We start from the raw sequence: 25940 nt of genomic DNA, 5'->3' as shown, positions 1-25940 counted from the left end.
CGGTGCCGCGCGGGGCGCTTCCGGGACCCGCGGCCCCGGCCGCCGACCCCTCCGACGAATCATGGGACGGCCGGGGCGGGTGCGGCCAGGTGACACTTCCGCGTGCCGGTGCGCTGTAGGAAGTGGACCGACTGGTCATCGGTCCTGCGGACCCCGGTTCTCCCCGTATCGGGGTCCGTGCAAAGGGCGCGGCCGGGCGCATTCCCCCTGCCCGGCCGCGCCCGTCACCACACGGATCGACGCTGCCCGCGTCACCAGTAGACGACGACCTTGTCACCCACCTTGACCTGGTCGAACAGCGCGGAGACCGCCGCCTTGTCCCGTACGTTCACACAGCCGTGCGAGGCGCCCGCGTAGCCGCGGGCCGCGAAGTCCGAGGAGTAGTGCACGGCCTGGCCGCCGCTGAAGAACATCGCGTACGGCATCGCCGTGTTGTAGAGCGTCGAGACGTGGTCGCGGCTCTTGAAGGTGACGTGGAAGAGCCCCTCGCGCGTCGGGGTGTACTGCGACCCGAAGCGGACGTCCATGGTGGCCCTGACCTTGCCGTCGACCACCCACGACAGCGTGCGGGTGGTCTTGCTCACACACATGGCGCGGCCGGTCATGCAGCGCGGGTCGAGCTTGCCCGCGGGCTTGGGCGGCGCGACCGGGTACAGCTCCTTGTGGGTCGGGGCGTGGGTCAGCGAGCGCAGCTTCGTCCAGGTGTCCTGGGTGACGCGGCCGGTGATGGCCAGGCCGTGCCGCTCCTGGAAGTCGCTCACCGAGTGCTGGGTGACGGTGCCGTAGTAGCCGGTGGGGGACTGGCTGAAGAGGTGGAGCTGGGCGAGCCTGGCCTGGAGTTCGCGGACCTTGGCGCTGGTCGAGCCGGTGGCGATCACGGCGGGGACGACGGGCGGCGCGGTCGTGGCCGGAGCCGTCGGCGAGGCCGGTGCGGTCGTGGTGGGCGCGGCCGACGTCGTCGGGGGCGCGGTGGTGGCCGGCGGCTCCGACGACGGCTGCGCGGTCGTCGCGGTCGGCGACGGCGCGGCCGAGGTGGCCGGCGGCCTGTCCTTGCCCGAGGCCCCGGTGTCCTGCGGTCCGCAGGCCGCCAGCACGGCCGTCGAGAGCGCCGCCGTCACGACCGCCGCGGCCACCGCCAGCGGCGATCTGCTGCCCGTCCCCGTCATCGTCCTCATCCCCTGCGTCCCCCCGCTCGTACTTCCTGTTCTTCCCTAGACATCGATTCCCGGCCGTGCGGTTGCGCGAACCGCGGGGAAGACTGTGAGGAAGGTCCCAGGCCGCCGCGGTGCACCGCACGCAGGGCCGCCGCTACAGTCCGTTACGCCAGCCACACAGCCATTCAGCAGCACACGGAGGCGTGAAGATGACACGCGAGTCGGAGTCGGGACTGCCGATCGAGCCCGTTTACGGGCCGGGTGTGTTGGAGGGCTGGGATCCCGCGGCCGAGCTGGGGGAGCCGGGCGCGTTCCCGTTCACCCGCGGTGTGTACCCGTCGATGTACACCGGCCGTCCCTGGACGATGCGGCAGTACGCGGGCTTCGGCACGGCGGCGGAGTCCAACACCCGCTACAAGGGCCTGATCGCCAACGGCACGATGGGCCTGTCGGTCGCCTTCGACCTGCCCACCCAGATGGGCCACGACTCCGACGCGGTGATCGCGCACGGTGAGGTCGGCAAGGTCGGCGTGGCGATCGACTCGGTCGAGGACATGAAGGTCCTCTTCGACGGCATCCCGCTGGACCGCGTGTCGACGTCGATGACGATCAACGCGCCCGCCGCGCTCCTGCTGCTGATGTACCAGCTCGTCGCCGAGGAACAGGGCATCGAGGCGTCCGCGCTGACCGGCACGGTGCAGAACGACGTGCTGAAGGAGTACATCGCGCGGGGCACGTACATCTTCCCGCCCAAGCCGTCCCTGCGGCTGATCGCGGACATCTTCGGATACTGCCGGACCGAGATCCCGAAGTGGAACACCATCTCGATCTCCGGCTATCACATGGCGGAGGCCGGTGCCTCGCCCGCGCAGGAGATCGCGTTCACCCTCGCCGACGGCATCGAGTACGTGCGCACCGCCGTCGCCGCCGGGATGGACGTGGACGATTTCGCGCCCCGCCTGTCGTTCTTCTTCGTCGCCCGCACCACGATCCTGGAAGAGGTCGCGAAATTCCGGGCCGCGCGGCGCATCTGGGCGCGGGTGATGCGCGAGGAGTTCGGGGCGAAGAACCCGAAGTCGCTGATGCTGCGCTTCCACACCCAGACCGCCGGTGTGCAGCTCACCGCGCAGCAGCCCGAGGTCAATCTCGTACGGGTGGCCGTCCAGGGCCTGGCGGCGGTGCTGGGCGGCACGCAGTCGCTGCACACCAACTCCTTCGACGAGGCCATCGCGCTGCCCACCGACAAGTCCGCCCGGCTCGCGCTGCGCACCCAGCAGGTGCTGGCGTACGAGACGGACGTGACCGCGACCGTCGACCCCTTCGCCGGGTCGTACGTGGTGGAGAAGCTGACCGACGACGTCGAGGCCGCCGCGCTGGCGCTGATGGCGAAGGTCGAGGACCTCGGCGGCGCGGTCGCGGCGATCGAGAACGGCTTCCAGAAGTCGGAGATCGAGCGCAGCGCGTACCGGATCGCGCTCCAGACGGACTCCGGCGAGCGCGTGGTGGTCGGCGTGAACCGCTACCAGCTCGACGAGGAGGAGCCGTACGAGCCGCTGCGCGTCGACCCGGCCATCGAGGCCCAGCAGGCCGCCCGGCTGGCGGCCCTGCGCGCGGGCCGCGACCAGGACGCCGTGGACGCGGCGCTGGCGGCCCTCCAGAAGGCCGCGCAGGGCACCGACAACGTCCTCTACCCGATGAAGGAGGCGCTGCGGGCCCGCGCCACCGTCGGGGAGGTCTGCAACGCGCTGCGGGAGATCTGGGGCACGTACGTCCCCACGGACGCCTTCTGATCCGCGCCCGGGCCCGCCGACACCGTCACGCGGGCCTCCGGAGCGCCGTCAGAGCAGGTGGATCTGCGTGATCAGCATCGCCACCAGCACGGTGAGCGTCCAGCCCAGCACCTGCTCCATGAGGTGCTTGCGGTCCTTGGGCCCGCCCGTGCCGGTGCCGGGCTCGGTGTGCGGGCGGGGTGCGGCGAAGTCGCTCACGGTGTCGGTCCTCATCGTGTGGGTGTACGGCCCCTCAGGCCGGTGCGGCCCCCGGAAGCCCTCCACGATGCGCCGTCCGACGCCGCCGGTAAAGGGGCGAATGCCCCACCGGCGGCGATCGTGAGGGATGTCACCCCATGGTCGCCTTCTTCAGGGCGCGCGCCCTGCGGGCCACCCTGCGGACCGTCCGATTGCGCGGCACGAACGCCAGCCGGGCCGGTACCGCGCCCGGCAGCCCGAGCGAGGTCAGCCGCCGCCGCTTGAAGTACGGCCAGGTCGCCGCGCTCAGATGACCCGTCAGATACGCCTCCGCCCCGGCCCGCAGCTTCGGGTACGCCTTCGGCTGCATGCAGAAGCCCACCGCGTGCAGCAGCGGCGTCAGCTCCGCCGCCACCCGCTCGGGCGACGGCGACGACCAGGACCGTACGGCCGAGGCGTCCGCCAGGTCCGGCAGCAGCGCGTGCACGATCGTCACGGGCACCCGGTTGCTGTTCTGGTACGGCGACAGGCGCTCCAGCAGCAGCTTGGTGCCGGTACGGGCCACCGGGATGCCGTACAGCGCCGACGCGGTCAGCAGCGCGGTGGAGAAGCAGCCGACGACCAGCGCGGGGCGGGCCCGTTGGTAGACCACCTCGGCCAGCACCGGCGTGTTGAGCACTGTCAGCCTCGCGCCCAGCCGCTCGGCCTCCGCGCGCAGCGGCTCCGTCCAGTGCGCGGGGGCCGTGGGGTGCGGCTTGAAGACGATCGCGCGGTGCCCGAGGGCGGCGGCGCCGCGCACCATCGACAGGTGCAGCTCCTCCTCCTCGGCCACGGAGAGGATGCCGAGCGCCGACAGGTACTGGCCCAGCAGCAGCGCCGCGCCCTCCGGCACGTCCGCCAGATGCTCCTCGGCGAGGTCGGCGGAGCCCTCCGCGACCTCGGAGAGCACCTTGGTGAAGCCCTCGGTCGGCACCACCTGCGGCTCCACGCCGTGCTCGGAGAGCAGCAGCGGACGCAGCCCCGGCACCAGGTCCAGGTGGTAGAGCCGGTCGATCCGGGTGTCGACCAGCAGCCCCAGCTTGTTGCGGGTCGGGCCGTACGACATCAGGCCGTCCGCGTACACGCTGATCGGGGCGCCGGTGAAGACCTGCACGAAGGAGAGCGCGGGCGCGACCTGGAGGGACTCGACGATCAGCTCCACCGCGTCGTCGCCCAGGCTCCACAGCATCCGCAGATGCCGTTCCCACAGCGGCACGTCGTCCGGGCGCGGGACCCAGCCGCCCGGGTGCAGCGGGGTGATCGTCTCGTTCCACGACACGATGCGGTCGAAGCGGTCGCGCAGCACCTCGAAGCCGGGTGCCTGGTCGAGCCCCGGATTGGTCTCGGGCACCGACGCGTTGTTGCTGACCACCAGGATGCGGCGGTCGGCGGGCGGGAACGACCCGGAGTCCAGGCCGGCGGCCAGCGTGGCGGCGCCGTACAGCGTGGAGGCCATGAAGAGCTGAGTGGTACGTGCCATCACGCGACCGCCGATCCGTTGTCCGTGGCGTCCGGATCGTCGTCGGCCTCGGGCTTCGCGGCGCCCGCCCCCGCTCCGGCGGCCGGGGAGGCGGAGGCCGCGGTGCGCCGTGCGGCGGGCGACAGCTCCGGGTAAGGATCGGCGTCCAGGCCGTCGGTCCTTACCGGCACCCGCCAGCGCAGGCGGCGGATCTTCACACTGCGCTCCAGGTCCATCGAGTCCAGCGCGTCGGTGAGCACGTCGTGCGGCAGCCGGTTCAGCGCGGCGGCGCTGATCGCCTTGAGCTTGCGGGCCAGCACGGGCTCGAAGCGGTCGATGTTGTCGAGGTGGTGGGCGATGATCGCGCAGTAGGTGCGGACCGCCTTGGGCAGGAACAGCTCCGCGTCCCGGTCCGCGGTGATCTCCGCGATGACCTGGTCGAAGGAGCGGACGAAGTCGAGCTGCCGGATGTCACCGATCTGGGTGAGCGAACTGGCCACGCCGCGCCGGTAGTAGACGCCCAGCAGGCCGAGCACCGCGCAGGACTTCGCCTCGCGGTGCAGCCGCCAGATCCACGGCCGGTCCTCGGCGGTGCGCAGGTGCTCGGGGAAGTGCAGCAGCCCCTCGTCCACGATCCGCCGGTGGTAGGCGCCCGCCCAGGAGTACGGGTAGTCGACCAGCGTCGGGCGGTCGGCGGGCAGGATCGTCGCGCGCGGGTCGAGCCGCTGACCGCGGCGGCCGTACGGCGCCCGGATGATGTTGCGGGTGCTGCCGGTGCACTGCACATGGTCGGTACGGATGAAGTCGACGTCCAACTCCTCCATCGCCCGCACCAGTTGCGGAAGATAGCCCGGGGCCATCCAGTCGTCGCCGTCGAGGAACGTCAGATACGTCCCCCTGGCCGCGTCGATGCCCGCGTTGCGCAGGCTCGCCACCCCGGTGTGGTCACGCCGGATGATCCGTGCGCCGGGCAGCGAGCCGACCCCCTGCTCCAGAAGCTCCGGAGTCCGGTCGGTCGACCCGTCGTCCATCAGCAGGAACTCGAAATCCGAGCGTGCATTGGCACGGAGACTGCGCAGCGCGTCGGGCACGAATTGCTGCACATTGAAAAAGGGCACGATAACGGTGAGCTTGACCACCCGCCGTACCTTAGGGCGTTTGCCTGTCCTTTTGCTTTGCGTCGAGCGTACATCTGGGTAAACGGCAGATGTCGGAGCGATGAAGCAGGCCCCGTACGGGCTCTTCTGCCGGTCGGAGAGCTCCTGGCCTATCCACGGCAGACGGCTAAGTGGCGGCTCTATGTTTACCTGCTGTTGGTCGCCAATTAGCACGATGAACTCAACGGCTTCCTAAGGTCTTGCCGTGCCAAAACGTAAGCCCGGCCCATTGCGGGTCACTGTGATCGCCGACTCGGACACCCGGTGGAAGTGGGGTGCGCTGACCGCGCGCCGGATCGACCCCGAGGCCCGACTCGACGCGCGGCTGCTGCGCGGCCGGGCCACCCCCACGCCCCGCCAACTGGCGGAACTCGGTATTCCGGCCGACTCCATGGAGGAGGCGACCGCCGCCGAGATGCTGGCCGACATCGACGAGGAGAGCTGCGACGTGGTCGTCATCTCCTGCGTCGGCGGCACCGTCCAGGCGCTCCTGCACGGCTTCGCGCGCGCCTGGGAAGGCCGCCCGCAGCGACCGCTGGTCGTCACCGGATACGTCGGCGTCGTATACGAGAAGCTCGCCGACGGTCTGCTGCTGCGCGCCGGGGCCGATGTCGTCCTCGCCAACAGCGCCGACGACGCACGGCGGTTCAGGGACGTGTACGAAGGCGTCGGCTACCGCACCACGAGCATCGTCGAGACCGCGCTGCCGTTCCTCGGCGGCGAGCCGTACCGGCCCGACGACCAGCGGCCGTTCACCGTCACCTTCGCCGTGCAGCCGTCCGCGCCCGAGGGCCGGGCCGACCGGACGCACCTGCTGCGCCGCACTGTCGACCACGCGCGGCGGCACACCGAGCGCGAGGTGCTGGTCAAGCTGCGCAGCAAGCCCGGCGAGCACACCACGCACATCGAGGAACACCCGTACCAGAAGCTGGTCGCCGCCCTCGATCCGCCGGACAACCTCCAGTTGGTCTACGGCAACATGGCCGACGTCCTGGACCGTACGGACCTGCTGGTCACGGTCAGTTCGACCGCCGCGCTCGAATCGCTGCACCGGGGCATCCCGACCGCGATCCTCACCGACCTCGGCATCCGCGAATCGCTCGGCAACCACCACTTCCTCGGCTCCGGCTGCTTCGCCTCCTGGGACGAACTGGACGACGGCCACGTGCCGCACGCCCACCCCGACTGGACCGCGGCCCACGGCGTCGCCGCCCTCGCGCCCTTCGCCGCCCTGCGCGCCCGCGTCCAGGCACTGCTCGCCGAACCCGAACTGCCGCGGATCACGCCGTACTACACGCTGCGCACCGCCCCCGGTTACCTCCCCGGTGTCCTCGCCCGCCACGGCCTCGACCCCAAGGGCGAACCCGTCGGCGGCCTCGCCCCGCGCGACCCCGGCCCCGTCCGCCGCGCGGTCCGCGACTTCGTCCGCAACTCCGCCCGCACCGCCTACCGCCAGGGCGTCCAGCGCGTCGCCCCCACCATCCGCCGCTGGGGCCAGCTGTGACGGCCCGCACGCGATTCCCGGCCGAGCGCGCGGTTCCCCGCGCCCCTGGAGCGGCCGTCCTCCGCATACGCGGCGAAAGCACAGAGCCCCTCGCGGGAGCGGGGCGCCGGGGCCGCCCGGCCCGAAAGACGACAGGAGTCACCCGATGAGCGACCGATCCACCACCCCGGCCGGAAGCGTCCTTGCCGTCATCCCCGCGCGCGGGGGGTCCAAGGGGGTGCCCGGCAAGAACCTGGCGCCGGTGGGCGGGGTGCCGCTGGTGGCGCGGGCGGTGGCGGCCTGCGTCGAGGCCGGGCGGGTGACCGCGGTCGTCGTCTCCACCGACGACCCCTCCATCGCCGAGGTCGCGCGCGCCGCGGGCGCCGAAGTCGTCCTGCGCCCGGCGGCGATCGCGGGCGACACCGCGACCAGCGAGGCCGCGGTGCTGCACGCGATGGACGCCCACGAGGCGATGAGCGGCGCGGCCACCGACGTCGTCCTGCTCGTCCAGTGCACCAGCCCGTTCATCACCGCGGAGGAGGTCGACGGCGTCGCCGCCGCGGTGCTGGACGGCGGCGCGGACACCGCCCACACCGTCGCCCCCTTCCACGGCTTCATATGGCGCGAGGCCGGGGACGCGGCGGCGGCCGACACGTCGCACGAGTCCGTGAACGGGACCGCGGAAGCCCCATCGGGCAGGACGGCCGACGTCACCGCGCCCGCCTCCGCCGTCACCGCGCCCGCCGCCGGGGGCGCCGTCGGCGTCAACCACGACAAGTCCACCCGGCCGCGCCGCCAGGACCGGCCGCAGGACCTGCTGGAGACCGGCACCGCGTACGCGATGCGCGCCGACGGCTTCCGCGCCGCGAACCACCGCTTCTTCGGCAGGACCGCCCTGGTGCGCACCGACCCGGCCCGCGTCCTGGAGATCGACGAACCCGCCGACCTCGAACGGGCCCGCGCCCTCGCCCCGCTGCTCGACCCGCGCACGACGACCCCCGGCTGGGGCGACGTCGACGCGGTCGTCCTCGACTTCGACGGCACCCAGACCGACGACCGGGTGCTGATCGACGCCGACGGGCACGAGTCGGTCACCGTGCACCGCGGTGACGGCCTCGGCGTCGCGGCCCTGCGCCGCGCCGGAATGCCCGTCCTCATCCTGTCCACCGAGACCAACCCGGTCGTCGCCGCACGGGCCCGCAAGCTCAAGGTCCCCGTGCTGCACGGCATCGACCGCAAGGACCTCGCCCTCAAGCAGTGGTGCGAGGAGAACGGCATCGCGCCCGAGCGGGTGCTCTACGCGGGCAACGACGTCAACGACCTGCCGTGCTTCGGCCTGGTCGGCTGGCCCGTCGCCGTCGCCGGTGCCCACGACGTGGTGCGCGCCTCGGCCCGCGCCATCACCACCGCCCAGGGCGGTCACGGCGCGATCAGAGAGATCGCCGCCTGGCTGCTGGGCCCCACTCTCGCCCGCTGACAAGCAGCCGCCGGCGACCGCCGACCCCGGCCCCGCCGGCGGCACACATCCATCCCCCCGACAGTCCCAACCCGTAAGGAACACCCTCGTGACCACATCCATCCCCGCAAACCTCCGCCGCGTCGGCTCCCGCCACATCGGCAACGGACAGCCCGTCTACGTCACCGGCGAGATCGGCATCAACCACAACGGCGACCTGGAGAACGCGTTCGCACTGATCGACGCGGCCGTCGCCGCGGGCTGCGACGCGGTCAAGTTCCAGAAGCGCACCCCGGAGATCTGCACCCCGCGCGACCAGTGGGAGATCGAGCGCGACACCCCCTGGGGCCGTATGACGTACATCGACTACCGGCACCGCGTCGAGTTCGACGAGGCCGGCTACCGGTCGATCGACGAGTACTGCCGCAAGCGCGGCATCGACTGGTTCGCCTCCCCGTGGGACGTCGAGTCCGTCGCCTTCCTGGAGAAGTTCGACGTGCCCGCCCACAAGGTGGCCTCCGCCTGCCTGACCGACGACGACCTGCTGCGCGCCCTGCGCGGCACCGGCCGCACCGTGATCCTGTCCACCGGCATGTCCACGCCGAAGCAGATCCGGCACGCGGTCGAGGTGCTCGGCAGCGACAACATCGTGCTGTGCCACGCCACGTCGACGTACCCGGCCAAGCACGAAGAGCTGAACCTGCGCATGATCAACACCCTCCAGTCCGAGTACCCGAACGTGCCCGTCGGCTACTCCGGCCACGAGGTCGGCCTCCAGACCACGCTCGCCGCGGTCGCGCTCGGCGCCGTCTTCGTCGAGCGGCACATCACCCTCGACCGCGCCATGTGGGGCTCCGACCAGGCCGCCTCGGTCGAGTCGACCGGCCTGGAGCGCCTGGTGCGCGACATCCGGATCATCGAGACCTCCCTCGGCGACGGCGTCAAGAAGGTCTACGAGGGCGAGCTCGGCCCGATGAAGAAGCTGCGCCGCGTCGCGGGCGTCGTCGCCGAGTCCGAGGCCGCGGGCGTCGAGGCACCCGCCGCCGTCTGACCCCGGAAGGGCGGCGGGGATCACTGACCAGGACCGGCGGGACCGCGGGACCTTCGGGTCTCCCGGTCCCGCGCACAACCGCAGAGGAAAAGGGGAACGGCCATGACCGGTAAGCCCGCAGTCGCGGCCGGGCAGGTGCCCGCACCGGGTATCGGCGCCGTCGCGCTCGTCGAGTCACCCGTCCAGCTCCTCAACGTCCTGGAGTGGGCGCACATCCATCCGCCCACCGTCCCCGCCGCCCGCACCACCGGTGAACCGGCGGTACCCGCCGAACCGGAACCGGTCGCGCGACCGCTCACCGTCGTCGTCCTGTCCCCGGTCGACCCCACCAGCCGCGGCCAACTGCGCCGCATGGCCGAACTCGCCCGCGACGAGGGCGCGGTGGTCCGCTGGTTCGAGGCCCGCGGCAGCCGCGGCGGCCTCCTGCGTACGGCGGTCTCGCTCGCGCCGCTGCTCTTCCGGGTCAGGCACCTCGTGATCGGCGACCCGTTCTCACGCCTCGTCCAGGTGCTGCTCCCGCTGTGCCGCGCCCGTGAGCTGACCGTCGTGGACGACGGCACCGCGACCATGGAGTTCACCGAAATCCTCTCCAGAGGCGGCCGGTTGGTGCGCTGGCACCGCTCGGGGCGGCGCCGTTCGCCCGTCGACGCGGCCTTCGGGATCTTCTCCTCCGCGGCCCGCCGCCGCCTGACGCCCGGCAAGCGGCGCCATGTCGAACTCTTCAGCGCGATGCCCGCGACGCCGCCTCCGGGGATGGCGCTGCGCACCAACCGCTTCGCCTGGACCCGCAGCCGCTTCGGGCCGCCGCGCACGCTGGCGGGCACCGACCTGATCGGCACCTCCCTCGTCGAGACCGGCGTCGTCGACCCCGAGCGGTACCTCGCCGTCGTCCGCTCGCTCGCCGAACGGCACGGCGCCAAGCGGTACTTCGCGCACCGCCGCGAGGCCGTCGACAAGCTCCACCGGCTCGCCGCCGAGACCGGCCTGGAGATCGTCCGGCCCGACCTCCCGCTCGAACTCGTCGCCCGCCGCGGCCCGATCGGCCGGACCGTCCTGTCCTTCCCGTCCACGGTCGTGCACACGCTGCCGCTCGCGCTCGGCGGTACGGGAGTCCGTATCGTCGTCATCGACATCGACCAGGAGTGGCTGACGGCCGCCGCCTCGCCGCGCGCCCACACCTTCCTGACCGGCATCAACCACTCGGCCCGTGACCTGCACGGCCTGAACGCGGCCGAGTCCCCGAGCCCGGCCTGAGTCCCGGGTCCCGCCTGAGTCCCGAGCCCGGCTTGAGCCCCAGGTCCCCGGGTCCCGCCTGAGGCCCAGGGCCCCGGGTCCGGCTCAAGTCCCGCCGCCTCAGGGGACCTTGGTGACTTTGGTGACGGCGGTGTCGTCGGCGTCGAGCCGCCGCCCGTCCGCGGCGTGGACCTCCAGCGTGCGCAGGGGACGTCCCTGGCGGAGGTCGGTCAGCTCCGAGTGCGGCTCGTCGGGGGCGAAGAGATTGCGCTCGCCCCACTGCCGCAGCGCGACGACGACGGGGAACAGGTCCTTGCCCTTCGGCGTCAGTACGTACTCGCGGTAGGCGCTGCCGTCCGAGGCGGGGACGGTGTCGAGCACCCCGGCGGCGACCAGCGAGCGCAGGCGCGCGGTGAGAATGTTCTTCGCGACGCCGAGACCGCGCTGGAACTCCCCGAAGCGGCGGCTGCCGTCGAAGGCGTCCCGCACGATCAGCAGGGACCACCAGTCCCCGATGGTGTCGACCGAGCGCGCGACGGGGCAGTCGCTGTCGTCGAAGCGGGTCCGCTCCACCATCTCGCCCTCCCTCTGTGACGTGTTCCATCCTAGTTGCATCATGCTACCGGATCGGCCTATGGTCCAACTGGTAGCAAGATGAAACCAGTGAGGGAGGGCTTGGCGTGGGACGAGCGTGCGAGGTCGTGGGGGAGGCCGGTCCCGTCGATACGGCGCGGGTCGCGGGGCCCGGCGCGGCGAAACCCGGATTCACGCTGACCCGAGGCGTCACCCTGCTCTTCGCGGTCGCCTGCGGCACCTCCGTGGCCAACGTCTACTTCGCGCAGCCCCTCCTGGTCACCCTGGGCCGCGACTTCTCGATCGGTACGGCGACGGTCGGCGCGATCGTGACCCTGACCCAGGTCGGCTACGGCCTCGGCCTCTTCTTCCTCGTACCGCTCGGCGACCTGCTCGACCGCAGACGCCTCGTCGTGGCACAACTCCTGTTCCTGGCAGGGGCGTTGACGGCGGTCGGCACCGCGGGCGACGCGGCGCTCCTGCTCGTGGGGCTCGCCGCCGTGGGACTGCTCGCGGTCGTCACCCAGACGCTCGTCGCCTTCGCCGCGTCGCTGGCTCCGCCCGGCGAACGCGGGCGCGTCGTCGGCCTGGTGACCAGCGGCGTGGTCACCGGCATCCTGCTCGCCCGTACCGCCTCCGGCGTCCTGGCCGACCTCGCGGGCTGGCGCTCGGTCTACCTCACCTCCGCCGTCCTGACCTGCGCGCTCGCCCTGGCCCTGCACCGCCTGCTGCCGTCCCGTCCCGGCGTTCCGCGAACGTCCGGGGGATACGGGCGGCTGCTGCGCTCCACCGTCACGCTGTTCGCGCGGGAACGCCTGCTCCGGATACGAGCCCTGCTCGCGCTCCTGGTCTTCGCCGCCTTCAGCGTCCTGTGGAGCAGTGTCGCGCTGCCGCTCAGCGAGCCCCCGCTCTCCTTGTCCCACACCGCGATCGGCGCCTTCGGCCTGGCCGGGGCCGCCGGCGCCCTGGCAGCCACCGCGGCCGGCCGCCTCAACGACCGCGGCCTGTCCCAGCGCACCACCGGCATCGCCCTGACCCTGCTCACCGCCTCCTGGCTGCCCCTCGCCTTCACCCGCCAGTCCCTCTGGGCCCTCGCCGTCGGCGTCATCGTCCTCGACCTCGCCGTACAGGCCGTCCACGTCACCAACCAGACCCTCGTCCACGCCTTCCGCCCCGAAGCCGGCAGCCGCCTCATCGGCGGGTACATGGTCTTCTACTCCCTCGGCAGCGCCTCCGGCGCCTTCGCCGCCACCACCCTCTACGCCGCCGCGGGCTGGCCCGCCGTCTGCGCCCTCGGCGCCGCCCTGAGCCTGGCCGCCCTCCTCCTCTGGGCGGCCACGACTCCGCGCCGCCGCGAGCCGCGCTGACGCTGTGGGGCGAGCCGATCTTTTTGGGGCGCTGGGGGCACCTCCCAGCGGTAGCCGGGGGAGGAACTGCGCGGGCGGCCGAGACGTGGCTGCACGTCCCCCCCCGGCCCCAGCGGGGCGATCCGGCTGTTGTCTGACCACCGGCCGGTGGAGCCAACGGGGCGGCGGTTCAGCCTCGTTCGCCTCACGTCAAGGCTGACGTAACCAAATGATCACCCCCGTGAGGTTGGCTTCGGGAATGACGGAGGGTTTAAGGGCCCCGGCCCACGTAGCGATCCTCGCCGGAGGCGACCCCGGTGGATTGGACGGCGACTCGCGTGCCCTGAGGGTGGCGGACGCGGCGCGGGCGGCGGGCTATCGGGTCACGCTGATCGGCAGGGCACCGGCGACGGTGACGCCGAAGGGCGTGGACGTACGGAAGGTCGCCGTGCGCGGCGTACTCGGCGCGCACCGGGTGCGGCGGCCGAGACCCGGGCTGCGCTGGCCGCTGGCGTACCGGAGCGCGGCGGCGTACGACCACCGCACGGCACTGGTGACGGCCGAGCGCGCGGTGCTCGTCACCCGCACCGCGGAACTGGACGTCGTGCACCGGGCGTTGCCGCTGCTCGCGGCGGCCCGCACGGGCCACGCGCTGGCGTGGCTGCGGCACGGACTGCGGGCCGGATGGACACGGCTGCGCGCGGCGCAGTACCTGGCGGCGGTCCGCCGCCGCAAAAGCCCGACGGCCCGGCTGGACAACTTCGTCACCGAGACGCTGCGACTGCTGCTCGGCCGCCGCGCGTGGCGCCGCCTCGACCCCGGCCTGCTGGACGAGGAGGTCGCGTACGGCCCGGTGCTGGACGCCGTCCGGCCGCATCTGATCCACGCGCTCGGCCACCGGGCGCTCGGCGTCGCCACCCGCGCGGCGCTGCGGGCCGAAGGGGCGGGGCACCGTATCGAGGTCGTGTGGGACGCGCCGCCGCGCACCCCGGCCGCCTCCCGCCGCGCGGCCGTGGCGGGCGAGGCGTACGAACGGACCTTCGCGCCCGAGGCCGACGGCGTCGTCACCGTCGGCGAGGGCCTGGCAAGGGAGTTGCGCGCACGGCACCGGCTGGCGGCCACGCCCGCCGTGGTCCGCAACGCGCCGCCGCTGGCCGCCGCCTCCGTCGCCGCGCACCCCGCGGGCATCAGGGCGCGCTGCCATCTGGCGCCCGACATCCCGCTGTTGGTGCACACAGGACCCGTCACCCCGGACCGCGGCCCGGCCACCGTCGTGGAGGCGCTGCCCAAGCTGTACGACCTGCACGCCGCCTTCGTCGTGCCCGACCCCGGCCACCCGCACCTGCGCGAGCTGCGCGAGCGCGCCGCCCAACTCGGGGTCCACGGACGGCTGCACGTCCTCCCGTACGTCCCCGTCGCCGAGATCCCGCGCTTCCTCGCGTCCGCCGACATCGGCGTTCTGCCCGTCCACCAACTCCCGCACCACCAAACGGTGCTGGCCACCCGCTACTTCGAATACGCCCACGCCCGGCTGCCCGTGGTCGTCAGCGACGTCCGCGCCATGGCCGCCGCCACCCTCGAACTCGGCAACGGCGAGGTCTTCCGCGCCCGCGACACCGCCGACTTCGTCCGCGCGGTCGGCGCCGTCCTCACCAACCCGCGCCGCTACCGCAAGGCATACGACCGCACCGACATCCTCCGCCAATGGTCCTGGCAGACCGAGTCCGCCCCCCTCCTCGACCTCTACACCCGCCTCCTGGGCCCCCGCCCCTCCGACACCTGAGCGCCGGCCGAATGCCACGCCGTGGCGGCCGGAGGCCGGCGACCGTCACCGGACCGTGGCCGCGGAGGGCGGGCGGGCACACGTTGCCGTAACACGAGGGTCGTAAGGTAAGGGGTCTCACCCGTGAGGCGGGGGTCGTCGGAGACGGTCGCGTTGCCTCGCGTGGGACGGCTCGTTGAGCCAGTATGGGTGTAAGAGACCTAAAAAGTTTTCTTACCCCCGAGGGTGACTGGGTATGCGCCGATCGGGCGACTTCTTCTCCTCCCGCAGGACAAAAACTTTCCCGATCACGTAAGAGGAGCCGGTGATGGGCCCTACGCTGACTGAGGTGAACGATTCACCTACACCGCCGTCCGACGGGCTGACCGCGGCTGTGCTGTCCGGTCTCGCCGAGACCGTCGTGGACGACGCACTGCGCGCCGAGCTGATCGCCTTCCGCCGTGACCTGCACAGGAACCCCGAACTGGGGCGGCAGGAGTTCCGGACGACCGAGCAGATCAGGGCGCGGCTGGAGCGCGCGGGGCTGAGTCCGCGGGTGCTGCCCGGCGGGACCGGACTGGTGTGCGACATCGGCGACACGGACGACAGCGGCAGCGGCAGCGGCGAAGACACCGGCGCGGCACGCTCCCAGCGCCCCCGCCTCGCCCTGCGCGCCGACCTGGACGCGCTGCCGGTGCCCGACACCAAGACCGTGGAGTACCGCTCGACGGTCGAGGGCCGGGCGCACGCGTGCGGCCACGACGTGCACACCACGATCGTGCTCGGTGCCGGCCTGGTCCTCGCGGAGCTGGACAAGCGGGGCGCGCTCCCGCGCCCGGTGCGGCTGGTGTTCCAGGCGGCCGAGGAGATCATGCCCGGCGGCGCGCTGGACGCGATCAAGGCGAACGTGCTCGACGGCGTCGACCGTATCCTCGCGGTGCACTGCGACCCCAAGGTGGAGGTCGGCAGGATCGGGCTGCGCCAGGGGCCGATCACCTCGGCCGCCGACCGGCTGACCCTGACGCTGGAGGGCCCCGGCGGACACAGCGCCCGCCCGCATCTGACCACCGACCTGGTGATGGCCACCGCGAAGCTCGCCGCCGAACTGCCCGCCGTACTGGCCAGGCGCGTGGACCCCAGGTCCGGGCTGAGCATCGTGTGGGGCCGCATCCAGGCCGGGCACGCGGCCAACGTCATCCCGCAGTACGCGGAGCTGGAGGGCACCGTCCGCTGCCTGGACCTGACGGCCTGGCACGACGCACCCGACCTGGTGCACGAGGTGATCGACCAGATCACGGCGATGTACCGGGCGAAGTGCGAGATCACCTACCAGCGCGGTGTGCCGCCGGTGGTCAACGAGGCGGTCTCGGTGGAGCTGCTGCGGGACGCGATGACCGCGCGCTACGGCCTGCACGCGGTCGAGGACACCGAGCAGAGCCTGGGCGGCGAGGACTTCTCCTGGTATCTGGAGCGGGTGCCGGGCGCGCTGGCCCGGCTCGGCGTGCGGCCGGTCGGCGACACCGCCAAGCGCGATCTGCACCAGGGCGATTTCGACGTGGACGAGGGGGCGATCGCGGTCGGCGTGGAGCTTTTCACGGCGGCTGTCCTGCTGTCCTGACACCGGGTGAACCCCCCGCTACCGGTCCGTCACCTGGCTGAAATGCGTCGATCCGATAACGGGCCGTCATTCGGTCTTTACCTGACATCTACGCGCGTTAAGCTCCCGCTTAGCCAGCGCCGGACGGGGCGCTTCAGACTGAAGGGGACCCTCTTGCGCCGGGTATCCAAGATCATCGTCGCGGGTATGGTGTCCGCGACTCTGGGGCTCACTGCCACCGCGTGCGGCAGCAGCAGCTCCTCGGACAGCGGCAAGGACAAGGGCGTCGGTCTCGCCTTCGACGTCGGCGGCCGTGGCGACCACTCCTTCAACGACTCCGCGGCCCGCGGCATGGACAAGGCCGTCAAGGAGTTCAAGATCGGGTCGAAGGACCAGACCGCCAGCAACGGCGAGACGGAGTCCGACCGCGAGCAGCGCCTCGACCTCCTCGCGGGCGGCGGCTACAACCCCGTCGTGGCGGTCGGCTTCACCTACGGCGACTCGGTCACGAAGATCGCCAAGAAGTACCCCAAGGTGACCTTCGGCATCGTCGACTCGGTCGTGGACCTGCCCAACGTCGACTCCATGGTCTTCGCCACCGAGCAGAGCTCGTACCTCGCCGGTGTGGCCGCGGCCCTGAAGACCAAGACCAACAAGGTCGGCTTCATCGGCGGTGTGCACAACACCCTGATCGGCACCTTCGACGCGGGCTTCGCCCAGGGCGTCAAGGACACCAAGCCGTCGGTCCAGCTCACCCGCCAGTACCTGTACGAGACCGACACCAAGGGCTTCAACGACCCGACGTCGGCGCAGGGCAAGGCGCAGGGCATGCTCGACAGCGGCGTGGACGTGATCTACACCGCCGCCGGTCTGTCCGGTGACGGCGCGATCCAGGCGGTGGCGGGCAAGGCCGGCGCCTGGGCGATCGGCGTGGACTCCGACCAGTACGAGGACCCGGCCCTGGCCAAGTACAAGGACCACATCCTGACCTCGGCGGTCAAGAACGTCGACGTGGCCACGTACGACCTGATCAAGTCGGTGCACGAGGGCAAGGCCAAGACCGGCACCAACACGTACGACCTGGCCAACGACGGTGTGTCGCTGGCGACGTCCGGCGGTTTCATCGCCGACATCCAGTCGCAGCTCGACACGGCCAAGCAGAAGATCGTCTCGGGCGCGATCAAGGTGAGCTCGAAGCCGTGACGTAAGCCGGGGACCCGGCCACGGGTCCCCGCTGGACCGGCGGTACGACAACCGGTTCGCGAGGCTCGGCGGGGGGATGCTGCGGCGCCCCCCGCCGAGCCTCGATCACTGTGCGGAACCATGCGGGAACACCCGGAAATCCCAGGAACCGTCCTGTCGGAATCCCGTGGTCCCCAGCCTGTGGAATGAACACAACTACGCGCGTAGAGTGCCATTTCCGCGATACGTTCACGCGATACCTTCACCCCACCCGCCCTGCCGCTCCGAGCCTTTCCCCCCAGGAGAGTGCGTCATCAACGCGTCCACGAGTCCACCCGCCGCCCCGGCCCCCGGCCGGTCCGCCGCGCCGCCCGCCGTCGAACTGCGCGGCATCACCAAGCGGTTCCCCGGCGTCGTCGCCAACCACGACATCGACATCACTGTGCGCAGCGGCACCGTGCACGCCCTCGTGGGCGAGAACGGCGCCGGCAAGTCCACCCTGATGAAGATCCTCTACGGCATGCAGAAGCCCGACGAGGGCACCATCGCCATCGACGGCGAGGTGGTGACGCTCGGCGACCCCGGCGACGCCATCGCCCGCGGGATCGGCATGGTGCACCAGCACTTCATGCTCGCCGACAACCTCACCGTGCTGGAGAACACCGTCCTCGGCAGCGAGGGCCTGCACGGCATCGGCGGCAGGGCCCGCGCCCGGATCAAGGAGCTGTCCGACGCCTACGGCCTCGGCGTACGCCCCGACGTCCTGGTCGAGGACCTGGGCGTCGCCGACCGGCAGCGGGTGGAGATCCTCAAGGTCCTCTACCGCGGCGCCCGCACGCTGATCCTGGACGAGCCGACCGCCGTCCTGGTGCCGCAGGAGGTCGACGCGCTCTTCGAGAACCTGCGCGGACTGAAGGCCGAGGGCCTGACCGTCATCTTCATCTCGCACAAGCTCGGCGAGGTGCTGTCGGTCGCCGACGTCATCACCGTCATCCGGCGCGGCACCACCGTCGGCGAGGCGGACCCGGGGACCACCACGGCCAAGCAGCTCGCCGAACTGATGGTCGGCAGCGAACTGCCCTCGCCCGAGACCCGCGAGTCGACCGTCACCACCGAGCCGATGCTCACGGTGGACGGGCTGCGGCTTGGCACCGTCGACCTCGACGGCATCGAGCGCAAGGTGCTCGACGACATCTCCTTCACCATCCACAAGGGCGAGATCCTCGGCATCGCGGGCGTCGAGGGCAACGGCCAGGCCGAACTGGTCGAGGCCATCATGGGCATGCGGGAGCTGGACTCCGGCGGCCTCGTGCTCGACGGCAGCGACATCGCCCACGTGCCGACCCGCAAGCGGCGCGAGGACGGCATCGGCTACATCCCCGAGGACCGGCACCGGCACGGCCTGCTGCTGGAAGCGCCGCTGTGGGAGAACCGCATCCTCGGCCATGTCACCGAGCGCCCCAACAGCCGCGGCTTCCTGATCGACTCCGGCGCCGCCCGCCGCGACACCGAGCGGATCGTCAAGGAGTACGACGTCCGTACCCCCGGCATCGAGGTCACCGCGGCCTCGCTGTCCGGCGGCAACCAGCAGAAGCTGATCGTCGGCCGCGAGATGAGCCACCTGCCCAAGCTGCTGATCGCCGCGCACCCCACCCGGGGCGTGGACGTCGGCGCGCAGGCGCAGATCTGGGACCAGATCCGTGAGGCCCGCCGCGAGGGTCTGGCGGTGCTGCTGATCTCCGCCGACCTCGACGAGCTGATCGGCCTGTCCGACACCCTGCGCGTCATGTACCGGGGACGGCTCGTCGCCGACGCCGACCTCGCCACCATCACCCCGGAAGAGCTGGGATCCGCGATGACCGGTGCCGCCAGCGGCCATCTCGAACACGGGGCCGGGACCGACACCTCGGCCGTTTCAGAGGACCGGCCCAAGAAGCTCGGGGGAGAGGACCGATGAAGAAGTTCGACAAGGACCGGCTGGCCCTGGGCGTCGCCGCCCCCGTGCTCGCCGTCGTCGGCGCGCTGGTGGTCACCGCCCTGGTGCTGCTGGCCACCGGCAAGGAGCCGTTCCACGCGTTCGACGTGATGGTGAACTACGGCAGCAAGACCGACAGCCAGGTCTACATCCTCAACAAGGCGACCACGTACTACCTCGCGGGTCTCGCGGTGGCGGTCGGCTTCCGGATGAACCTGTTCAACATCGGTGTGGACGGCCAGTACCGGCTCGCGGCCTTCTTCGCCGCCGCCGCGGGCGGCGCGATGTCGATCCCCGGCATCATCCAGATCCCGGTCATCATCCTCACCGCCATGGTCGTCGGCGCGCTGTGGGCGGCCATCGCGGGTGTCCTCAAGGTGACCCGGGGGGTCAGCGAGGTCATCTCCACGATCATGCTGAACTCCCTCGCGGGCATCGTGATCGGCTACTTCCTGCGCGACGGACGGCTCGGCGTCACCGACAAAGCGGCGAACATGATCTCCACCAAGCCGCTGCCGTCCTCCAGCCACCTGTTCAACTTCACCACCTCCACCGACCCGGTCTTCGGCTTCATCGTCTTCGCGGTGCTGGCCGGTGTCATCTACTGGTTCGTGCTCTCGCGCACCCGCTTCGGCTTCGACCTGCGCGCGGTCGGCCGCTCGGAGTCCGCCGCCGAGGCCAGCGGCGTCAGCGTCAAGAAGATGGTCGTCACCAGCATGCTGATCTCCGGCGCGATGGCCGGACTCGTCGGCATGCCGACCCTGCTCAACCAGTCGTACGAGTACGGCACGGACTTCCCGACCGGTATCGGCTTCACCGGTATCGCGGTCGCCCTGCTCGGCCGCAACAACCCGATCGGCATCGGCATCGGCGCCCTGCTCTGGGCCTTCCTTGAGCGGGCCTCCAACGGCCTGGAGTTCGAGGGGTACGACAAGGAGATCGTCGGCGTCATCCAGGGCGTCATCGTCCTGGCCGTCGTCATCGCCTACGAACTGGTCCGCCGCTACGGCATCACCCGCCAGCAGCGCCAGGTGGGCGCGGAACTCGCCGCGGCGTCCGGTCCGGGCAACGGAACAGGCCCCGGCACCGGCAACGGTTCAGGCAACGGCACCGGCAATGGCCCCGACTCCGGCCCCGACGACAAGCAGGAGGTGACGGCGTGACTGCCACCGCTACCCAGACCCCGCCGCCGGCCGCGCCGCGCGTGACCAACGGCGGCAAGGCGCCCCGGCTCAAGCTCACCTTCCCGGTGATCCTGCTGATGATCGCCGCCGCGCTGATCGTCGTCTCCCTGGTCCGGATCATCACCGGCGCGAACGACATCACCTCCGACGGCCAGATCGCCGGAGCGCTCGCCGGCGCCGTACCGATCGGCCTGGCAGGACTCGCCGGCCTGTGGTCCGAGCGGGCCGGTGTGGTCAACATCGGCCTCGAGGGCATGATGATCCTCGGCGCCTTCTTCGGCGCGGCGGTGGGCTGGCAGACCGACCCGTGGCTCGCCGTCCTGGCCGGTGTGCTCGGCGGCGCGGCGGGCGGCCTCGTGCACGCGATCGTCACCGTCACCTTCGGCGTCGACCACATCATCGCCGGTGTCGCCATGAACATCCTCGCCACCGGCGTCACCGCGTACCTCGCCAAGCGCTGGTTCACCGTCGGCGAGGCGGCCTCCAAGGGCGGCAGCCCCAAGCAGTCCCCGCCGATGGACTCCATCAAGTCCTTCACCGTGCCCGGACTCTCGCACTGGCTGGCCACCGTCGAGAACCACCACTGGTTCCTGATCTCCGACGTGGCGGGCATCCTCGGCGGCCTGGTCACGCACATCTCGTCGCTGACCATCCTCACGCTGGTGCTCTTCGTCGCCACCTTCTTCGTACTGTGGCGCACCGCCTTCGGCCTGCGGCTGCGGTCCTGCGGCGAGAACCCGGTCGCCGCCGAATCCCTCGGCGTCAACGTGTACTTCTACAAGTACATGGCCGTCATCGTCTCCGGCGGCCTCGCCGGACTCGGCGGCGTCTTCCTCGCCATCGGCACGCACTTCTACCTCGCGGGCCAGACCGGCGGACGCGGCTACATCGGTCTCGCCGCCATGATCTTCGGCAACTGGCGCCCCGGCGGACTCGCCATGGGCGCGGGCCTGTTCGGATACGCCGACAGCCTCCAGCTCCGCAACGGCAGCTCCTCCGTGCACGCCCTGCTGCTCCTGCTCGCGCTGCTGCTGCTGGCCATGGCCGCCTGGAAGTTCTTCCGCAAGTCCTACGTGCCCGCCGCCGTCGCCCTGGGCTTCGCCGTGCTGCTGGCCGTCTGGTACGCGCTGACCGACTCCGTCCCCGACGAGGTCGTCCAGGCCACGCCGTACGTCGCCACGCTGCTCGTCATGGGCCTGTCCGCACAGCGGCTGCGCATGCCGAAGGCGGACGGGGTCCCGTACCGGAAGGGGGAGGGCGGATGACGCCTCCCGTCACCGACCCGGCCGCCGTCGACTGGGACCGCCTGCGGTCCGCCGCCCGGGAGATCATGGAGAAGGCGTACGCGCCGTACTCCGGTTTCCCGGTCGGCGCCGCGGCGCTGGCCGTCGCCGACGACGGCACGGTCCGTACGGTCGTCGGCTGCAACGTCGAGAACGCCGCGTACGGGGTCGCGCTGTGCGCCGAGTGCGGGCTGGTCTCGGCGCTGCACGCCTCGGGCGGCGGCAGACTGACCGCCTTCACCTGCTCCGACCTGCGCGGCAACCTGTTGATGCCGTGCGGGCGGTGCCGCCAACTGCTGTGGGAGAACGGCGGGCCCGGCCTGCTGGTCGACACCGCGGGCGGCATCCGGCCGATGAGTGAGATCCTGCCGGACGCGTTCGGCCCGGAAGACCTGAACCGCTGACGCGGTTGAACCGCCAGACCGCTAGGACTATTCGTGGACGTCATTTCCGTCATCCGTACCAAGCGGGACCGCCAGAGGCTGAGCGACGACCAGATCGACTGGGTCATCGACGCCTACACGCGCGGTGCCGTCGCCGACGAGCAGATGTCGGCGCTCGCCATGGCCATCCTGCTCAACGGCATGGACCGCGCCGAGATCGCCCGCTGGACCGCCGCGATGATCGACTCCGGTGAGCGGATGGACTTCTCGGCGCTCACCCGCCCCACCGCGGACAAGCACTCCACCGGCGGCGTCGGCGACAAGATCACGCTGCCGCTGGCCCCGCTGGTCGCCGCGTGCGGCGCCGCCGTCCCGCAGCTCTCCGGGCGCGGCCTCGGCCACACCGGGGGCACCCTCGACAAGCTCGAATCCATCCCCGGCTGGCGCGCCTCGATCTCCAACGAGGAGATGCTGGCCGTCCTGGACGACGTCGGCGCCGTCATCTGCGCCGCCGGGGACGGGCTCGCGCCCGCCGACAAGAAGCTGTACGCGCTGCGCGACGTGACCGGGACGGTCGAGGCCATCCCGCTGATCGCCTCCTCGATCATGTCCAAGAAGATCGCCGAGGGCACCGGGTCGCTCGTGCTCGACGTCAAGGTCGGCTCCGGCGCCTTCATGAAGTCCCTTGAGGACGCACGGGAGTTGGCGTCCACCATGGTCGGGCTCGGCACCGACCACGGCGTCCGCACGGTCGCCCTGCTCACCGACATGTCCGTACCCCTCGGGCTCACCGCGGGCAACGCGCTCGAAGTCCGCGAATCCGTCGAGGTGCTGGCCGGTGGCGGCCCCGCCGATGTCGTCGAGCTGACCCTGGCGCTCGCCCGGGAGATGCTGGCCGCCGCCGGGCTTCCCGACGCCGACCCCGCCAAGGCGCTCGCCGACGGCTCCGCCATGGACGTCTGGCGCCGCATGATCCGCGCCCAGGGCGGTGACCCTTCCGCTCCGCTCCCGGTGGCCCGCGAAACCCTCGTCGTCCCCGCGCCCGCCTCCGGCGTCCTCACCTCCCTCGACGCCTACGCCGTCGGCGTCGCCGCCTGGCGGCTCGGCGCCGGCCGCGCCCGCAAGGAGGACTCCGTCCAGGCGGGGGCCGGGGTCGAGCTGCACGCCAAACCGGGCGACTCCGTCGTAGCGGGCCAGCCCCTCCTGACCCTCCACACCGACACGCCGGAAAAGTTTCCGTACGCGGAGGAAGCCCTCGACGGCTCCTTCTCCGTTGCCCCGGAGGGTGCCTCCTTCTCCCCCCGCCCGATCATCCTCGACCGCATCGTCTAGGCCCCGGCACCGGGCCCGCTGCCTTTGCGCAGGGCCTGGCCTTTAGAGGCGCCGGGGGCGCGGTGCCTCTGCGCAGGGCCTGGTTTTTAGGGGCGCCGGGGGCGCGGTGCCTCTGCGCAGGGCCTGGCCTTTAGGGGCGCCGGGGGAGCGGTGCCTCTGCGCAGGGCTTGGTTTTTAGGGGCGCGGGGAACTGCGCGACAAGCCACGACGTGCGTGCACGTGACCACCCGCCCCAGAGGGGCAGTTCGGTTGTCTCCGGACCACCGGCCGGTGGGGGCGGGCCGCGCAGTTCCCCGCGCCCCTTAAAGGATCGGCCCACCGCCCTGGGCGAAGGGGGCGTCCGGGGCCGCGCCCCTTAAAGGATCGGCCCACCGCCCTGGGTGGAAGGGGCGTCGGGGCCGCGCCCCGTAGAAGATCGGCTCACCGCCCCGGAGGGGCTCACCGGGGATGTGTCAGGATCGGCGGATGGTGGGGATGAGGACGTGGGCGGTGGCGGCGGCGGCCGCAACGGTGTTGGCGGTGGGCGGGTGCGGGACGGACGGGGGGTCCGAGGCGGCCGTGGGGCTGCCGACGGACGCGGCACCGCCCGCGCCGGCGCCGGTGGTGACGGAACCGCCGTGTCCGGCGGGCGGCCTGGCCGTCACCGGTGAGGAACCGGACGCCGCGATGGGCCTGCGGGCGATGGCCGTCTACGTGACGAACTGCGGGAAGTCGCCGCGCACGGTGGAGGGTTACCCGCGGACGTATGTCCTGGACAAGGCGCGCGAGCGCCTGAAGGTGACGGTCCATCAGGGCTTGTCGATCACGACCGGCATCGACGACCCGGCCCCGACACGTATCGAACTGCGGCCGGGACAGCGGGCGTTGACAGTGCTGGTGTGGCGCAACACGGTGACGGACAGCACGGTGGCGGCGAGCACGGGCGAATACCTGGAGATCACGCCGGTCAAGGACGCCCCTCCCCAACGCGTCACGATGATGGTCGACTTGGGCACCACCGGAAAGCTGGACGTCACGGCGTGGCGGCGCCCGGCCGCCTGAGCGCGAGGCCCGCGACGAGCCCGACGGCGCCGACGGTCGCCAGCGCGAGCGACACCGTCGCGCCCCACCCCCCGGCGTGGAACGCGCCGGCGCCGAGCGTGCCGCCGAGGCTGTTGCCGATGTAGTACGCGGTCAGGTAGAGCGCGGACGCCTGCGCGCGGCCCGTGAGGGCCGTCCGGCTGACCGCGCCGGAGGCGGCCGAGTGGCCGGTGAAGAAACCGGCCGTGACCAGGACGAGCCCGAGCAGGATCAGCGCCAGGGACCCGGACAGGGTGAGCAGCAGCCCGGCGGCGCACAGTACGGCGGCGACGGTGAAGGCGCCGCGCAGGCCCGTACGGGCGAGGAGCGCGCCGGACGCGGCGGAGGCGGCCGTACCGACGAGGTAGACGAGGAAGATCGCGCCGACGGCGGTCTGGGAGAGGCCGAAGGGCGCGGCGGTCAGCCGGTAGCCGAGGACGGTGTAGACGGCGCCGAAGACCGCCATGAAGAGCAGGCCGATCGCGTAGAGGCCGCGCAGCAGCGGGTCGCCGAGGTGCCCGGCGACCGTGCGCCACAGCGCGGCCGGATGCACGGGTCCCGGCGTGAAGTGCCGGGCGGGCGGCACGAGCAGCCGGAAGGCGACCGCGCAGGCCAGCGCCGACAGGCCGACGGCGAAGAGCGCGGCGCGCCAGCCGAACGCCTCGGAGAGGACCCCGCCGACGACGCGCGAGCTCATGCCGCCGATGGAGTTGCCCGCCACGTACAGGCCGATCGCGGAGGGGACGGCGGCCGGGTGGACCTCCTCGGCGAGATACGCCATCGCGGTCGCGGGCAGCCCGGCGAGCGCCACGCCCTGCACGGCGCGCAGCGCGACGAGGACGGCCAGGTCGGGCGCGAAGGGCACGGCGAGGGCGAGCAGCGAGGCGGCGAAGACGGAGGCCGTCATCACCGGCGTACGGCCGTACTTCTCGCTGAGGGCGCTGACCGGCAGGAGCGCGACGGCCAGCGCGGCCGTCGTCGCCGAGACGGTGAGGCTGGCCCGCGCGGGGCTCAGCGACAGGCCGGAGGACAGGGCGGGCAGCAGCGCCTGCGTGGAGTAGAGCAGGGCGAAGGTGGCCAGTCCCGCGGCGAACAGCGCGAGGTTGGCGCGGCGGTAGCCGGGGGAGCCGGGGCGGAGCCGGTCATCGGCCGTGGTGGCGGCCTGCGTTCGGGCTCGGGCGTTCGCGCGGGTCGCGGCGACCGCCCCGGTATCGGCGGGTGACATGTCACGACCGTAGGGGCGTCCACATTTATGCGTCCAATGC

The 25940-nt window shown here is 71.9% G+C and carries 21 protein-coding genes; 15 read left to right on the top strand and 6 right to left on the bottom strand.

The window, feature by feature from the left end; genetic code table 11:
• Positions 1–251: 251 nt before the first annotated feature.
• Positions 252–1175 carry a L,D-transpeptidase family protein gene (locus tag ACFY9V_RS26885; RefSeq protein WP_391163317.1) on the bottom strand — a complete coding sequence of 308 codons (924 nt, stop codon included), beginning with the start codon at positions 1173–1175 and terminating at the stop codon, positions 252–254.
• 188 nt (positions 1176–1363) lie between these two features.
• On the opposite strand from ACFY9V_RS26885, the gene ACFY9V_RS26880 reads away from it, so the two are divergent.
• Positions 1364–2944, top strand: a complete 1581-nt coding sequence (locus ACFY9V_RS26880; protein ID WP_355336879.1) for a methylmalonyl-CoA mutase family protein — start codon at positions 1364–1366, stop codon at positions 2942–2944.
• Positions 2945–2992: 48 nt separating this feature from the next.
• On the opposite strand, the gene ACFY9V_RS26875 is transcribed toward ACFY9V_RS26880, so the two are convergent.
• The 3 genes from ACFY9V_RS26875 to ACFY9V_RS26865 all read right to left on the bottom strand — a co-directional run bounded on the left by ACFY9V_RS26875 (position 2993) and on the right by ACFY9V_RS26865 (position 5758).
• A complete protein-coding gene (locus ACFY9V_RS26875; protein WP_355336880.1) occupies positions 2993–3157 on the bottom strand; it encodes an SCO1431 family membrane protein in 165 nt (54 codons plus the stop codon).
• A 115-nt stretch (positions 3158–3272) separates the two neighbouring features.
• Positions 3273–4640, bottom strand: coding sequence for an alpha-2,8-polysialyltransferase family protein (locus tag ACFY9V_RS26870; protein ID WP_355336881.1), 1368 nt, complete (start codon positions 4638–4640; stop codon positions 3273–3275).
• On the bottom strand, positions 4640–5758 hold the full coding sequence (locus ACFY9V_RS26865; protein WP_391050505.1) for a glycosyltransferase: 1119 nt from the start codon (positions 5756–5758) through the stop codon (positions 4640–4642). Before ACFY9V_RS26865 ends, ACFY9V_RS26870 begins: the two co-directional genes overlap by 1 nt.
• Positions 5759–5981: 223 nt before the next feature.
• Here ACFY9V_RS26865 and ACFY9V_RS26860 point away from each other — a divergent pair, with 223 nt between their 5' ends.
• The 4 genes from ACFY9V_RS26860 to ACFY9V_RS26845 all read left to right on the top strand — a co-directional run bounded on the left by ACFY9V_RS26860 (position 5982) and on the right by ACFY9V_RS26845 (position 11020).
• Positions 5982–7280 carry a DUF6716 putative glycosyltransferase gene (locus ACFY9V_RS26860; RefSeq protein WP_391163316.1) on the top strand — a complete coding sequence of 433 codons (1299 nt, stop codon included), beginning with the start codon at positions 5982–5984 and terminating at the stop codon, positions 7278–7280.
• A 145-nt stretch (positions 7281–7425) separates the two neighbouring features.
• Positions 7426–8736, top strand: coding sequence for a cytidylyltransferase domain-containing protein (locus tag ACFY9V_RS26855; protein ID WP_391163315.1), 1311 nt, complete (start codon positions 7426–7428; stop codon positions 8734–8736).
• 88 nt (positions 8737–8824) lie between these two features.
• Positions 8825–9766 carry an N-acetylneuraminate synthase family protein gene (locus ACFY9V_RS26850; protein WP_355336885.1) on the top strand — a complete coding sequence of 314 codons (942 nt, stop codon included), beginning with the start codon at positions 8825–8827 and terminating at the stop codon, positions 9764–9766.
• A 102-nt stretch (positions 9767–9868) separates the two neighbouring features.
• A complete protein-coding gene (locus ACFY9V_RS26845; protein ID WP_391163314.1) occupies positions 9869–11020 on the top strand; it encodes a hypothetical protein in 1152 nt (383 codons plus the stop codon).
• 99 nt (positions 11021–11119) lie between these two features.
• On the opposite strand, the gene ACFY9V_RS26840 is transcribed toward ACFY9V_RS26845, so the two are convergent.
• Entirely contained in the window at positions 11120–11575 is a 456-nt protein-coding gene (locus ACFY9V_RS26840; RefSeq protein WP_355336887.1) for a helix-turn-helix domain-containing protein, read from the bottom strand.
• Between the two features lie 194 nt (positions 11576–11769).
• Between ACFY9V_RS26840 and ACFY9V_RS26835 the strand changes: the two genes are divergently transcribed.
• From ACFY9V_RS26835 to ACFY9V_RS26790, 10 genes are all read left to right on the top strand, one after another.
• Entirely contained in the window at positions 11770–12939 is a 1170-nt protein-coding gene (locus ACFY9V_RS26835; protein ID WP_391163550.1) for an MFS transporter, read from the top strand.
• 301 nt (positions 12940–13240) lie between these two features.
• Positions 13241–14701 carry a glycosyltransferase gene (locus ACFY9V_RS26830; protein ID WP_391163313.1) on the top strand — a complete coding sequence of 487 codons (1461 nt, stop codon included), beginning with the start codon at positions 13241–13243 and terminating at the stop codon, positions 14699–14701.
• Positions 14702–15008: 307 nt separating this feature from the next.
• Positions 15009–16298, top strand: coding sequence for an amidohydrolase (locus ACFY9V_RS26825; protein ID WP_391163312.1), 1290 nt, complete (start codon positions 15009–15011; stop codon positions 16296–16298).
• Positions 16299–16451: 153 nt separating this feature from the next.
• Positions 16452–17480 (top strand): BMP family ABC transporter substrate-binding protein, encoded by a 1029-nt coding sequence (locus tag ACFY9V_RS26820; protein WP_355336891.1) that lies wholly within the window; start codon positions 16452–16454, stop codon positions 17478–17480.
• 235 nt (positions 17481–17715) lie between these two features.
• A complete protein-coding gene (locus ACFY9V_RS26815) occupies positions 17716–19416 on the top strand; it encodes an ATP-binding cassette domain-containing protein (RefSeq protein WP_391163549.1) in 1701 nt (566 codons plus the stop codon).
• Positions 19413–20597 carry an ABC transporter permease gene (locus tag ACFY9V_RS26810; protein ID WP_355336892.1) on the top strand — a complete coding sequence of 395 codons (1185 nt, stop codon included), beginning with the start codon at positions 19413–19415 and terminating at the stop codon, positions 20595–20597. The genes ACFY9V_RS26815 and ACFY9V_RS26810 overlap by 4 nt, the downstream gene beginning before the upstream one ends.
• On the top strand, positions 20594–21883 hold the full coding sequence (locus ACFY9V_RS26805) for an ABC transporter permease (protein WP_355336893.1): 1290 nt from the start codon (positions 20594–20596) through the stop codon (positions 21881–21883). Before ACFY9V_RS26810 ends, ACFY9V_RS26805 begins: the two co-directional genes overlap by 4 nt.
• Positions 21880–22305 carry a cytidine deaminase gene (locus tag ACFY9V_RS26800; RefSeq protein ID WP_355336894.1) on the top strand — a complete coding sequence of 142 codons (426 nt, stop codon included), beginning with the start codon at positions 21880–21882 and terminating at the stop codon, positions 22303–22305. The genes ACFY9V_RS26805 and ACFY9V_RS26800 overlap by 4 nt, the downstream gene beginning before the upstream one ends.
• 33 nt (positions 22306–22338) lie before the next feature.
• Positions 22339–23616 carry a thymidine phosphorylase gene (locus ACFY9V_RS26795; protein ID WP_391050524.1) on the top strand — a complete coding sequence of 426 codons (1278 nt, stop codon included), beginning with the start codon at positions 22339–22341 and terminating at the stop codon, positions 23614–23616.
• Positions 23617–24219: 603 nt separating this feature from the next.
• A complete protein-coding gene (locus tag ACFY9V_RS26790) occupies positions 24220–24657 on the top strand; it encodes a DUF4232 domain-containing protein (RefSeq protein ID WP_391163311.1) in 438 nt (145 codons plus the stop codon).
• On the opposite strand, the gene ACFY9V_RS26785 is transcribed toward ACFY9V_RS26790, so the two are convergent.
• Positions 24629–25900 carry an MFS transporter gene (locus ACFY9V_RS26785; RefSeq protein ID WP_391163310.1) on the bottom strand — a complete coding sequence of 424 codons (1272 nt, stop codon included), beginning with the start codon at positions 25898–25900 and terminating at the stop codon, positions 24629–24631. The two genes, ACFY9V_RS26790 and ACFY9V_RS26785, sit on opposite strands and share 29 nt — an antisense overlap.
• Positions 25901–25940 lie beyond the last annotated feature (40 nt).

The sequence above is a fragment of the Streptomyces sp. NPDC008317 genome (assembly GCF_042955955.1).
In the GTDB taxonomy this organism is placed as follows: domain Bacteria; phylum Actinomycetota; class Actinomycetes; order Streptomycetales; family Streptomycetaceae; genus Actinacidiphila.
The sequence above is the reverse complement of the archived record's forward strand: the minus strand, read 5'-3'. Positions and strand labels throughout refer to the sequence as shown.

Coding starts and splice junctions, on each gene's coding strand:
- ACFY9V_RS26870 (WP_355336881.1), bottom strand. CDS start 4,640: ATGGCACGTACCACTCAGCTCTTCATGGCCTCCACGCTGTACGGCGCC.
- ACFY9V_RS26840 (WP_355336887.1), bottom strand. CDS start 11,575: ATGGTGGAGCGGACCCGCTTCGACGACAGCGACTGCCCCGTCGCGCGC.
- ACFY9V_RS26880 (WP_355336879.1), top strand. CDS start 1,364: ATGACACGCGAGTCGGAGTCGGGACTGCCGATCGAGCCCGTTTACGGG.
- ACFY9V_RS26785 (WP_391163310.1), bottom strand. CDS start 25,900: ATGTCACCCGCCGATACCGGGGCGGTCGCCGCGACCCGCGCGAACGCC.
- ACFY9V_RS26855 (WP_391163315.1), top strand. CDS start 7,426: ATGAGCGACCGATCCACCACCCCGGCCGGAAGCGTCCTTGCCGTCATC.
- ACFY9V_RS26800 (WP_355336894.1), top strand. CDS start 21,880: ATGACGCCTCCCGTCACCGACCCGGCCGCCGTCGACTGGGACCGCCTG.
- ACFY9V_RS26875 (WP_355336880.1), bottom strand. CDS start 3,157: ATGAGGACCGACACCGTGAGCGACTTCGCCGCACCCCGCCCGCACACC.
- ACFY9V_RS26810 (WP_355336892.1), top strand. CDS start 19,413: ATGAAGAAGTTCGACAAGGACCGGCTGGCCCTGGGCGTCGCCGCCCCC.
- ACFY9V_RS26885 (WP_391163317.1), bottom strand. CDS start 1,175: ATGAGGACGATGACGGGGACGGGCAGCAGATCGCCGCTGGCGGTGGCC.
- ACFY9V_RS26845 (WP_391163314.1), top strand. CDS start 9,869: ATGACCGGTAAGCCCGCAGTCGCGGCCGGGCAGGTGCCCGCACCGGGT.
- ACFY9V_RS26825 (WP_391163312.1), top strand. CDS start 15,009: ATGGGCCCTACGCTGACTGAGGTGAACGATTCACCTACACCGCCGTCC.